Origin of the sequence: Clostridium sp. RTP31139st1_H3_RTP31139_211217, assembly GCF_040227035.1 — a bacterium.
In the GTDB taxonomy this organism is placed as follows: Bacteria; Bacillota; Clostridia; order Clostridiales; family Clostridiaceae; genus Clostridium; species Clostridium saudiense.
Genome location: NZ_JBCOAB010000001.1, coordinates 130,472 through 143,142, shown reverse-complemented (window position 1 = coordinate 143,142; position 12,671 = coordinate 130,472). Strand labels below are relative to the sequence as shown.

Annotated in this window: 12 protein-coding genes and 1 riboswitch; of the genes, 11 read left to right on the top strand and 1 reads right to left on the bottom strand. The window is 27.0% G+C overall.

The genetic code is table 11. The annotated features are described in order from the left end of the window. Window positions 1-272: 272 nt before the first annotated feature. Window positions 273-512 carry a hypothetical protein gene (locus tag ABUA17_RS00725; RefSeq protein ID WP_055275902.1) on the top strand — a complete coding sequence of 80 codons (240 nt, stop codon included), beginning with the start codon at window positions 273-275 and terminating at the stop codon, window positions 510-512. 188 nt (window positions 513-700) lie between these two features. Then, window positions 701-1,174, top strand: a complete 474-nt coding sequence (locus ABUA17_RS00720) for a hypothetical protein (RefSeq protein WP_042398284.1) — start codon at window positions 701-703, stop codon at window positions 1,172-1,174. A gap of 63 nt (window positions 1,175-1,237) precedes the next feature. On the opposite strand, the gene ABUA17_RS00715 is transcribed toward ABUA17_RS00720, so the two are convergent. After that, on the bottom strand, window positions 1,238-2,575 hold the full coding sequence (locus ABUA17_RS00715) for an MATE family efflux transporter (RefSeq protein WP_042398287.1): 1,338 nt from the start codon (window positions 2,573-2,575) through the stop codon (window positions 1,238-1,240). 308 nt (window positions 2,576-2,883) lie between these two features. Between ABUA17_RS00715 and ABUA17_RS00710 the strand changes: the two genes are divergently transcribed. From ABUA17_RS00710 to ABUA17_RS00670, 9 genes are all read left to right on the top strand, one after another. Next, on the top strand, window positions 2,884-3,348 hold the full coding sequence (locus ABUA17_RS00710; RefSeq protein ID WP_242833244.1) for a UPF0158 family protein: 465 nt from the start codon (window positions 2,884-2,886) through the stop codon (window positions 3,346-3,348). A gap of 283 nt (window positions 3,349-3,631) precedes the next feature. Then, window positions 3,632-5,056, top strand: a complete 1,425-nt coding sequence (locus ABUA17_RS00705) for a PTS transporter subunit EIIC (RefSeq protein ID WP_042398290.1) — start codon at window positions 3,632-3,634, stop codon at window positions 5,054-5,056. A 309-nt stretch (window positions 5,057-5,365) separates the two neighbouring features. Further along, window positions 5,366-7,078: a sensor domain-containing diguanylate cyclase/phosphohydrolase gene (locus ABUA17_RS00700; RefSeq protein ID WP_052330663.1), complete on the top strand. Its 1,713-nt coding sequence runs from the start codon at window positions 5,366-5,368 to the stop codon at window positions 7,076-7,078. Between the two features lie 131 nt (window positions 7,079-7,209). Continuing rightward, on the top strand, window positions 7,210-7,836 hold the full coding sequence (locus tag ABUA17_RS00695; RefSeq protein WP_042398296.1) for a peptidoglycan-binding domain-containing protein: 627 nt from the start codon (window positions 7,210-7,212) through the stop codon (window positions 7,834-7,836). Window positions 7,837-7,990: 154 nt separating this feature from the next. Beyond that, window positions 7,991-8,106, top strand: a riboswitch (FMN riboswitch). A gap of 277 nt (window positions 8,107-8,383) precedes the next feature. After that, entirely contained in the window at window positions 8,384-9,466 is a 1,083-nt protein-coding gene (gene ribD, locus ABUA17_RS00690) for a bifunctional diaminohydroxyphosphoribosylaminopyrimidine deaminase/5-amino-6-(5-phosphoribosylamino)uracil reductase RibD (RefSeq protein WP_042398299.1), read from the top strand. Window positions 9,467-9,477: 11 nt separating this feature from the next. Then, on the top strand, window positions 9,478-10,134 hold the full coding sequence (locus ABUA17_RS00685; RefSeq protein ID WP_042398302.1) for a riboflavin synthase: 657 nt from the start codon (window positions 9,478-9,480) through the stop codon (window positions 10,132-10,134). Between the two features lie 20 nt (window positions 10,135-10,154). Beyond that, on the top strand, window positions 10,155-11,357 hold the full coding sequence (locus tag ABUA17_RS00680; RefSeq protein WP_055290886.1) for a bifunctional 3,4-dihydroxy-2-butanone-4-phosphate synthase/GTP cyclohydrolase II: 1,203 nt from the start codon (window positions 10,155-10,157) through the stop codon (window positions 11,355-11,357). A 181-nt stretch (window positions 11,358-11,538) separates the two neighbouring features. Beyond that, on the top strand, window positions 11,539-12,000 hold the full coding sequence (gene ribH, locus ABUA17_RS00675) for a 6,7-dimethyl-8-ribityllumazine synthase (protein WP_042398308.1): 462 nt from the start codon (window positions 11,539-11,541) through the stop codon (window positions 11,998-12,000). Window positions 12,001-12,004: 4 nt separating this feature from the next. After that, window positions 12,005-12,652 carry an HAD family hydrolase gene (locus ABUA17_RS00670; RefSeq protein ID WP_052330664.1) on the top strand — a complete coding sequence of 216 codons (648 nt, stop codon included), beginning with the start codon at window positions 12,005-12,007 and terminating at the stop codon, window positions 12,650-12,652. The last annotated feature ends 19 nt before the right edge of the window (window positions 12,653-12,671 follow it).

Here is a 12,671-nt window from a genome sequence, read left to right as displayed (position 1 = left end):
AATAATGATAAAAGAAATATAATTGTATAAAAAATAATTACTAATGCATTTGTAAGAAAATGAGAAAAAAATACTAAAAAAGGAATATAATTTAACATATATGCACATAATAATCTTGCTGATTGGTTTAATTTGCAATATATAGAATCATTATTAAAAATGGTGATAAAAAGAAAATCACATCTAAATAGATTTGATATAGGAAGTGAAAAAATGTTTTAAATATTAATAAATAATAATTAATTAATTTATTAAAGAAAGAGGATATAAAAATGAACAATATAAACGTAGGCGATAGTTATTATACTATTGAATCAGATCATAAAACATTACTGGAATTAAAGGTATCAAATGTAGAGCATAGAGGAAATGAAAATTTAATATTCTTAACTAGTGACAATAATTGTGATTATTGGAATGGGGCGTATTCTGTAAGTGATTCTAATATTGGTAAGTTTATCTTTTCTTCAAAGGAAGAAGCCATTGAAGCAACAAAAGCATATAAAAAGTAATAGATTTTTCTAAATAGAGAATAGTTTTATTAATTATTATAAAGCTATTCTCTATTATTTTTATATTTATACTTTTAAATAATATACTCGTAAATGAGAATCAAATAAAAAGAAAAAATATAGTACATACTATAATAAAGTAATCAAATTCTTTTAAACAAACAATAAAAAATGGATGTGATTTAATAATGAACGAAGCTATAAATGATAATATTTTTAAAAGTTATACTTTAGACTATGTAGGAAAATATCATTTTTATGAAGAAGAAGAATTTATAGAAGCTGTTAAAGATGGAGAATATATATTAAAAAATTTAAAAGAGAGCAATCGATTTGATTATAATCAAGCATCCTATACTTTTACTAAGTTTGGAAATATAAGTGAAGGAATTACTGAAAAAGATGTTAAACTAGAAGTAGAGAAAAATAATATAAACGTAAAATTAAATGGAAAAACAACGCATTTAGATTTAATTTACAAAATGGAGATTAAAAAATTAGAGGATCACTATAGAGTTGCAACAAGAATAAGTGAAAGGGATGGTAATTTATCTGCTTTATTATATATTAATTTAAAAGATGGAGAGGAATGTCTAAATGCATTAGAAGCCGTAAGAGATTATCAAGAAGAATTGAAAAACTGTATCAGTGAAGAAAATTAAACATAATTTTAAATAAAAAATATCGCTAGCTTCTGTAAGTTAGCGATATTTTTTAGATATTATTTATATTAACTGATTATTAACTGATTTATTATATATAATATATGCAATTACTGCAGTAATTAATTCAGTAATCCAAAAGGCATTCCATACACCATTTACACCAAAAGGAAGGCTTAATAAAAATGCTAGTGGAATAATTATTAATACATAACGTAATAAAGAAATTATTAGTGAATTTAAGCCTTTACCAAGGGCTTCTAATGCACCAGAAGCTGCTATTGAGAAAGCAGATACTATAAATCCTATACTTATAATTCTTAGAGCTATTACACCAGCTTTTATAGTTTCAGGATTATCAGTAAACATTCCAAGTAGTTGATTTGGAATTACTAAGCATAAAATCATTCCAAAAAACATTATTCCAAGAATTAATAGTAATGAAATATTATATATTTTTTTAACTCTCTTATATTCTTTGGCACCATAATTATAGCTTAAAATTGGACGCATACCTTGAATTATTCCGTTAGCTGGAAGGTATATAAATGTTTGAAGTTTATAATATATACCTAGTATAACTACATACATTGGAGAGAAGGATGAAAGAATTCCATTTAATGCTGATACCAATAATGAAGGTAGAGCCATGTTTAATGAGGCAGGAATTCCAATTGAATAAACCTTCCAACAAATATGATTTCCAGGTTTTAAATATTTAAATGACATTTTAATATTAATAGCTTTAAGTAAATAAGCAATTATATAAATAAGTAATGTTACTGTTTGTCCAATACATGTGGCCCAAGCTGCACCTTCAATTCCCATAGCTGGAATAGGTCCAAGTCCAAAGATCATGATAGGGTCTAATATTATATTAACAATACAACCAGCTACTAAACTAATCATTGCAATTACCATTTTACCAACTGATTGAAAGACTTTTTCAAATGTAACTCCAAGCATAACGATTACTGAAAAAGATAATACAATGTTTGAATAGCGTATTCCTAAATTTATTATTGTAGTATCCGAAGTAAATAATTTTAAAAATTGTGGCATAATAATGATTCCAATAATAGTAAGTATAATACCATGAATAATACTAAATACCATTCCTTGAGTTGCTATAGAATTAGCTTTTTCTTTTTTTTCAGCGCCTAAATAAAGGGCAATCATTGCATTAATACCAACACCAAATCCAACAGCAATTGAAATAATTAGATTTTGCACTGGATATACTAATGATATTGCTGTCATAGCGCTTTCACCCATTTTTGCTACAAATATACTATCGATAATATTGTAAAGAGAATTTACCAACATAGATATCATACTTGGCAAAGCTAAAGAAAGTAGCAATGGTAAAATTGGTTTTTCTTTCATATAAGATTGATTCATATTTGTTAACATCTCCTTTTTATTAGTAAGCTTAAACTTACATAGTTATCTTTTGTAGTTGTCTTAATTTTCAACAGAAAAAAAGACTATAAATCTCGTTGTTTAAAGTCAGAAACAACAAAATTTATAGTCTTTTTAAAAATTCAAGACGAACAATATTTTTTTACAATAGTATCATAAAAAAAAATGCATGTCAATAATTTGACTTTATTTAATAAAAAATATAATAAGGATACAAAAACAATAAGATGATGTATAATAAAATAACATATAGTTTGTAAATATAAAGTAGAAAGATGTGATTATAAATGGATAATAAAATGAAAGCTGATTTAAATGACGTAATTGAATGTATAGAGTTTGAAGGGGAACTACTTACACATTACTATAATAAGAACACTGGAGTTATAATGTACATAGAAGATAGTAGTACGGCAACATATAAAGCTGATGATATACATAAAATTGAAGAATTTGAAGAGTGGGAAAAGGAGCTTATACTTTCATTACATGATTTTAAGATGAATCCAAATGACTATATTCAACTTCCATCACATAATGATATTAATGAGCATGGAATGATGATTGATTTTTGTAATACAATAGAAGATATACCAGTAAAAGAAAAGCTTTTAAGTAATAAAGATTCATTTAGAGGCTTAAGACAAGAAATTGAAAATCAAGATTTAATTAATGACTGGTATGATTATAGAGAAGAAGCAGAGAGAAATATTGCAATTAAATGGTGTGAAGAAAATAATATAGAATATTAAAATTTAGTTCAATATTATAATGATAATAAAATTTAATTGAAATTTGTAGAAATAATATAACCCACAAGATGTATAATTATATATCTTGTGGGTTATATTATTTAGTTTAAAAAGTCTATAACAATAATTTATTATTTGAGCATTAAATATACAAATCATTATTATAATATACTAAAAGTATTGAGGTGATAAAAATGTAAAATAAAATTCTACTAGATTTACACTTAATGAAAGTTGCATGATGTTTTAAATTATTCAATTTATAAGGGGGATGAATAATTATATGACAAATTTAGAGTTGGCACAAAAAATAGTTGAGCTAATAGGTGGAAAAGATAATATATTGAAAGTTGCAAACTGTATGACAAGGTTAAGAGTAACATTAAAGGATGAATCAAAAGTAAATTCAGAAGAATTAAAAAAGACAGTTGGAATATTAGGTATTGTACAAGATGGTAGTTATATACAAATTGTTTTAGGTCCTGGTAAGGCAAAAAAGGTAGCAGATATATGTATAGAGGAATTGAAGTTACCTAAGGATACTTTAGTAGCTGGTGATTGGAAAGAAAATAAGGCTACAATAAAAGGTACACAAAAGGAAAATAAATTTAAAAAGGCTATTAATGTAATAGCTAATATATTTATACCTTTAATCCCTGCAATTATAGCAGCAGGTATTTTCAATGGGTTAGCAAGTTTAATAACAACACTTCAAGGTCAAGGTACATTACCAGCTGAAGGTTTTTGGCAAGTAACACAATTAATGTTTTCATTAATAGGGGGAGCATTCTTAGGATATTTTGCAATTTATACAGGTATTAATTCAGCAAAGCAGTTTGGTGCAACTGAAGCTTTAGGAGGTATGATTGGTGCTATTTCTATAGGATCAAATATAGTAGCAATTTCTCAAACATTTGGACTATATGATGAGGCAGTTCCCCTAAATTCTATCTTAACTACAGGTAAAGGTGGTATTATTGGAGTTATAATGGGGGTATATATATTAGCTAAGATAGAAAAAGCAATTCGTAAAAGAATGCCAGATGTTTTAGAGTTAATTTTAACTCCATTATTATCTTTACTTATTACTGCAATATTATTTGTATTTATTATAATGCCACTAGCAGGATTTATATCAGATGGATTGGTAGCATTGTTAAGTATTATCATTAATTCTTCTAATCCAGTTGTTAGTGTAATTAGTGGTTATATATTAGCTGCATTATTTTTACCAATGGTACTTTTAGGTTTACATCATGGATTAATTCCAATATATGCAGTTCAATTAGAAGCTATGGGTGGTGTTTCATTGTTCCCAGTACTTGCAATGGCTGGTGCTGGACAAGTTGGTGCAGCTATTGCAATATACCTAATTGCTAGAAGAGTTAAGAATGAAAGATTAAAACAAGTAATAGTAGGTGCACTTCCTGCTGGATTTTTGGGTGTAGGGGAGCCGTTAATTTATGGAGTTACTCTTCCTATGTTTAAACCATTTATTACAGCTGGTATTGGAGCTGGGTTTGGTGGAGCATATGTTATGTTAACACATGTTTTAGCAAATGCTTGGGGTCCATCAGGTTTAGTAGCTATTGCAATTATGCAACCAAATTCAATGCTTAATTATTTTATAGGCTTATGTATTTCTTATATAGCAGGATTTATTATAACTTACTTCACCATCAAAGATTCAGATGTTGCAAGTATATAATTTGATAAAATAATAAATATTAAAAGTAAATATTAATAAATTTTAATTAAAAACTTTAAAGAGATAGTATTTTAATAAATAATATGCTGTCTCTTTTAATTTATCAAACGTAAGTTTGTATAGACATTTGACAATAGGATTTTAGTGTTGATAAAATAATACTATATTTAAAGAAAATTATAGTTTGTGTTAATATTATATAGTATTAATTTATAAATAATTATTAACTAAGTAACTTTAATTAATAAATTATAAATTTTAATAAGTAAAAAATTTAGAAAGAAATTAGTGTGTAAAATGATAAGCAACATGGAAATATTTGAGGTATTAGAGCATCCCATATGGATAAAAAATAGTAAAAATAAAGTATTATTTATAAACTCATCCTTTAAAAATACATTTAATTTAAATGAGAATTTTAACTATGATATTTTGATAAAACATTTAAATGATAAAGATGAGTATGCTGAGCTTCTTAAGACTATTGTTAATGAAAAATCAAGTAATAGCAATATCTTTACATATAAAAACAAAAGTTATAAATATAAGATAAGTACATATTTTGATAACAATGAAAAAATATTAATAGGAAGTATAATAGAAGATATTGAAGTATTAAATACAAATGAAAAACTTATGTTAAGAACTGTTATTGATAATATTCCATCATTAGTCTTTTATAAGGATAAGGATTTAAAATATATTGGGATAAATAAAGCTTGTGAAAAATTTTATAACGAAAAAGGTGTTTATGACATTATAGGAAAAAATGATTTAGAATTTCCATTAGAAGAAGAGTTTAAAGAGATTTGTTATAAGCATGATAATATAGTTTTAAATACAAAAGAGCCACTTTATATAGAAGAAAAAGTATTCTCTCCTAAAGAAAATATGGTTAAAACGTTTCAAAGTATAAAAACACCTGTAATAAATAATAGCAATGAAATTATAGGATTAGTTGGTCTTGTTAGAGATGTGACTGAATATAAATTAAATGAAGAAAAATTAACATATTTAAGTTATGTTGATTCACTTACTACATTATATAATAGATCTTATTTTGATAAAAAAATCGAAGAACATATTAAAGAAGAACTATTTCCAATTGGGATTATTTCTGGAGATGTCAATGGATTAAAATTAGTGAATGATACTTTTGGTCATAACGAAGGTGATAAATTATTAAAAAGAGTTGCTGAATGCTTAAAAGAATGTTGTAGTGATTTAGAAACTCCATTTAGATTTGGTGGAGATGAATTTTGTATTATAGTTCCTAGTGCCTCAAGTGAAAAGTGTACTAATATTATCAATAGTATAAATGAAAAATGCTCTAATTATGAATATAGTAATATAGAGACAAGCATATCTTTGGGGTTTGCTTTATTAGAAAGAGAAGGATGTATTGATTCTGTTTTATGTGAGGCAGATGATAAAGCATATAAGCAAAAAATTTTTGATAGCAAGACAATAAGAGTATCTACTTTAGAAAGACTAAAAGAAGATCTTAATAAGAAAAAGATTGAAACAGAAGAACATACTGAAAGAGTAATGAAGCTTTCTGAAAAGGTTGGAAAAGAAATGAATCTTACAGCGGATTTAATTGATCAATTAAGTCTTCTTGGAAGGCTTCATGATATAGGGAAAATTGCTATACCAGATTATATTTTATTGAAATCACAGCCTTTAACAGAAAGTGAGTTTGAAATAGTTAAAACACATTCTGAAAAGGGATATAGATTAGCACAATTATTACCTGAATTTAGTCATATAGCTAGAGGAATATTAACTCATCATGAAAGATGGGATGGAACAGGATATCCTTTAGGATTAAAAGGTGAAGAAATTCCATTAATAGCTAGAATAGTCTCTGTAGTTGATTCTTATGATTCAATAATAAATGATAAGGTTTATAGTAAGGGAAGAAATAAACAAGAAGCAATAGAAGAATTAAGACGTTGTTCTGGTAAACAATTTGATCCAAATATAGTCGAAGTTTTTTGTAAAGTAATAAGCAAGAATTAGTAGTTTATATCCCTGAAATGAATTGAAATATTGATTCATTTCAGGGATATTTATATTAAATAATAAAATTTACTAATAAGTATAACAAAAAATGATGAATTTTCATAATATATTTAAGGGGGATTATTATTATGTTAATGAATCAAGGAAAAGTAGACTCTTATAATAATTTGAGTAAAAGAGTATTGATTAATTTGAATATTAATAATAGAAGTAGATGGTATAATTTTAAGAATAAAATTAGTAAAACAAATGATAAGAGAAGGTTATTTGAGCTGAATAAATCAAATTTAAGCAGTACTTCATTAAATTCAAGAGGAATTTCAAGAAAGGAAGTTGAAGTTGCTAAATTTTATTTAGGAACTTCTTTTAAAATAAAATTAGTTCAATTGCTACTTAACTCTTTTGAATGGAATTTAGAAATTGATGGAGTTTGTGGTCCTTTGACTACAAAGGCAATTGGTGAATTTCAAAGTAATTATGGATTAAATAAAGATTATATGTTTGGATGCAAGTGTTTTAATAAAAGCTATGATTTAATTAAGAATGTCATATGTAAATATGGGAAATATACACCTAATGAAACGAAAGTAATACAACATATTTTAGAAATTAGAATTGATGGGATTTTTGGTTCAAATACAAGAGCTTTAGTTATAAGCTTTCAAAAATCAAAAGGGCTTAGAGCTGATGGAATAGTTGGGAGTGATACATGGGCTAAATTACTAGAAAAATTTAATTTAAAAGAAGTAATATAAATGAATTTTTAGATTGCAAATTAATACTATAAACTATTTTAGATATTATTTGTGTAATACTATTGTAGCTAATAGAAATTAAATAATATAAAAATAAATTATTTTAATATATTGACAAGTGGTAATGATTGTAATAATATGTAATTACAATTTAATAAATCTTCAGGGCAGGGTGAAATTCCCTACCGGCGGTAAAGCCCGCGAGCTAGTTTAGCATGATTCGGTGAAATTCCGAGGCCGACAGTAAAGTCTGGATGGAAGAAGATAAAAGTAATGTAGTAATCTAAAATGCTATATTTATTTTGCATATTATGCTCTGAAATATTTTATATTTCAGAGCTTTTTTTAGATTTCTATGACATGTATATATTATTTTTTAAAACGGATTATATAGTTTAATAATTTTATATTATAATCAAAGTTTAATAAATGAATAATTTTATGTGTACTTAAAATAGCAAGCCCTGAGATAAAACTTAGGGCTTGCTATTTTTTATAATCTAAAGATTTATTAAATTCAAATTATTATGATTGTGAGATGATGATTTTGAATGAAAGGTTTATGAAAATAGCTATTGAGTTAGCAAAAAAAGGTATAGGAAATGTAAATCCTAATCCGTTGGTTGGTGCAATAATTGTTAAAGACGATAAAATTATTGGACAAGGTTATCATGAGAAATATGGACAAGGACATGCAGAAGTTAATGCATTTAAAAGTTTAACTGAAGATGCAACAGGAGCTACTATGTATGTTACTTTAGAACCATGCTCTCATTATGGAAAAACACCACCTTGTGTAGATAGAATTATTGAAAATAAAATAAGTAAAGTTATTATTGGTATGGTTGATCCTAATCCATTAGTAGCGGGAAATGGAATAGAAAAACTTAAAAAAGCAGGTATAGAAGTTGAAGTTGGTATTTTAGAAGAAGAATGTAGAAAGATTAATGAAGTATTTATTAAATATATAACTACTAAAAAGCCATTTGTAGTTATGAAAACAGCAATGTCACTAGATGGAAAAATAGCAACAAAAACTGGTGAATCTAAATGGATAACTAGTGAAAAGTCAAGGTTACAAGTTCATATTTTAAGAAATAAGTTTTCAGGAATTATGGTCGGTGTAAATACAATAATAAAGGATAATCCAGAATTAACATGTAGAATGGCTGAAGGTAGTAATCCTATAAGAATAATAGTAGATAGTACATTAAGAATTCCTCTGAAATCAAAAGTGTTAGAAAATCATGATAATAAGACAATAATAGCTACTACCAAAAAAGCCAATACAACAAAGGTTCAAAAATTATTGAAAAATAATATTGAAGTTTTAATTATAAATGAAAAAAATGGACGAGTTGATTTAAATGATCTTATGAGAAAGCTTGGAGAGCTTAATATAGATAGCATCTTATTAGAAGGTGGAGCAACATTAAATTACTCTGCATTAGAAGAGGGGGTAGTTGATAAAGTAATGGTATATATGGCTCCTAAAATGATAGGAGGAGAAACAGCTAAAACTCCAGTTGGTGGTAGAGGAATAGATAAATTAAATAATGCTTTTAAACTAAAAAATATAACTACAATGAATGTAGGTGAGGATATTTTAGTAGAAGGATATATAAGTTAGGTGATAGTTATATGTTTACGGGGATAATTGAAGAAGTTGGAATAATTAAAGAAGTTAAAAGAGGAGTTAAATCTTCAAAGTTAATTATTAAGGCAAATAAAGTATTAGAAAAAACAAGAGTAGGGGATAGTATTTGCACTAATGGTGTATGCTTGACAGTAACTAATGTAAAAGGTAATAGTTTTGAAGCTGATGTTATGGCTGAAACATTAAGAAGAAGTAACTTAGGACTTTTAGACATAGGTAATAAGGTAAATTTGGAAAGAGCATTAAATTTGGAAAGCAGGCTTGGTGGGCATATTGTAAGTGGACATATAGATGGAATAGGTCAGATTATTTCATTAGAAAAAGAGGATAATGCTATTTGGGTTACGGTAAAAGCAGCAAGTGAAATATTAAGATATGTTGTTTTAAAAGGTTCAATAACTATAGATGGAATAAGCTTAACAGTTGCTTATGTAGATGAAATTATATTTAAAGTTTCTATAATTCCACATACAGCACAAGAAACAACTTTAGTAAACAAATCTATTGGTGAAACTGTTAATTTAGAATGCGATGTTATTTCAAAATATGTTGAAAAGTTTATGGGACTTGGATCAAAAGAAGAATATAATCCAAATACATCAATAAGTGAAGAATTTTTAAGAGAAAATGGATTTTTTTAAGGGGAAAGGAAGTATGTAAAATGTATAAATTTAATACTATTGAGGAAGCAATTAGTGATATAAAAGATGGAAAGATAATTATTGTTGTAGACAACCCAGATAGGGAAAATGAAGGGGATCTGCTAATGGCAGCAGAAAAGGTTACAGGTGAAGCCATAAATTTTATGGCTAAGTATGGGCGTGGACTTATTTGCATGCCAGTTGAAGAAGAAAGATTAAATGAACTTAAAATAGGCCCAATGGTTGAAAATAATACAGATAATCATGAAACAGCATTTACAGTTGCTATTGACCATGCTAGTACAACTACTGGAATTTCTGCATTTGAAAGAGCAATTACGATTCAAAAGGTACTAGATGATAATACTAAACCAGAGGATTTTAGAAGACCAGGGCATGTATTTCCTTTAGTAGCTAAAAAAAATGGAGTTTTAGAAAGAAATGGGCATACAGAAGCAGCAGTTGATTTGCCTAAACTTGCGGGGTTAAAAGGTGCAGGAGTTATATGTGAAATTATGAAGGATGATGGTACAATGGCACGAACTCCAGATTTAGTGGAATTTGCTAAAGTTCATAATTTGAAAATAATAACTATTGAAGAGTTAATAAAGTATAGGAAAGAAAAAGAAAATAAGGAAGCTAAAGTGGAAAGAGTTGTTGAAATTAAAATGCCAACTAGATATGGTGATTTTAAAATGTATGGATTTATAAATAAGTTAAATGGAGAGCATCATGTAGCTTTAGTTAAAGGAGATATAACTTCTAATAATTCAGTTTTAATAAGAGTACATTCTGAATGTCTAACTGGAGATGCCTTAGGCTCTAAAAGATGTGATTGTGGAGAACAATATGATGCAGCTATGAAGAGAATTGCTGAAGAAGGCACTGGAATTTTACTATATATGAGACAAGAAGGAAGAGGAATTGGACTTATTAATAAGTTAAGGGCTTATGCACTTCAAGATAAAGGCTATGACACTGTTGAAGCTAATGAAATTTTAGGGTTTCCATCAGATATGAGAAGTTATGATGTTGCAGCTGCAATTTTAAAGGATTTAGGAGCCTTTAAGGTAAATTTAATGACTAATAATCCTAGAAAAATAGATGGATTAGAAAGTCATGGAATAGAAATTGTAAGTAGGGTTCCAATTGCAATGAATCACAATGAAAAAAATGAATTTTATCTTCGAACTAAAAAAGAAAAAATGGGACATATGATTTAAATTTAAATAATAAGAGAAAAAAGTATATGTTTAGTAAAGAGATAAGAGGATAAAGTATTTAGGTTAATAGATGGTAGATATATTTTGACTTAATTGGTTAGAATAAGATTTTATTAAAAAGATGTTAGATAAATTGTAAGTTGGAAATTTATATTAAATAAAATTTTAGGAGGAAAAAGAAATGAGAATAATAGAAGGAAATTTAGTAGCACAAGGACTAAGGGTTGGAATAGTAGTAGGTAGATTTAATGAATTTATAGTATCAAAATTATTAGGTGGAGCTTTAGATGGGTTAAAGAGACATGGGGTAGATGAAGATAATATAGAAGTAACGTGGGTTCCAGGAGCATTTGAAATTCCACTAGTAGCAAAGAAAATGGCTCAAAATGATAAGTATGATGCAGTAATTTGTTTAGGAGCAGTTATTAAAGGATCAACACCCCACTTTGATTATGTTTGTGCAGAAACTTCAAAAGGTATTGCAACAGTATCACTTCAAACTGAAAAGCCAGTAATATTCGGAGTATTAACTACAGATAGTATAGAACAAGCTATAGAAAGAGCAGGTACTAAAGGTGGTAACAAAGGATATGATGCCGCAGTTACTGCAATTGAAATGGCTAATCTTTTAAATAATTTCTAATATTATGAAGTATATTATTTTTGATTATGATGGTACTTTGCATAATAGCATAAGGATTTATGAACCGGCATTTAAAAGAGCATATGATTATTTAGTAAACAATGGTTATGCTGAAGAAAAGGTATTTAAAGAGGATGAAGTTAGTAGGTTCCTTGGGCTTACTGCAAGACAAATGTGGAATGATTTTATGCCAAGTTTACCAGAGGATGAAAAGAAAAAATGTAGTTCAATCATAGGGGAAGCTATGATTCAATATATTGATGAAGGGCAAGCAGAATTATATGATGGTACTATAGAAACACTTGTTAAGTTAAATGAATTAGGTTATAAATTAATATTTCTTAGCAATTGTAAGGTTAGTTATATGAAAAAACACATAGAAATTTTTAGATTAGATAAGTATTTTATAGATTTTTATTGTAGCGAGGATTTTGACTTTAACCCTAAACATGAAATTTTTAAGGTTATTAAAGAAAAGCATCAAGGGGATTTTATTATTGTTGGTGATAGGTTTGTTGATATTGAAATAGCTAAAAAGTATAATTTATATTCTATTGGATGTGCTTATGGATATGGAAATGATAAAGAACTTAAAGAAGCTGATTATATTATAGATAGTATTAATGAAATTCTTAATATAAGGGAGATATAGCTTGAATAGCTATATCTCT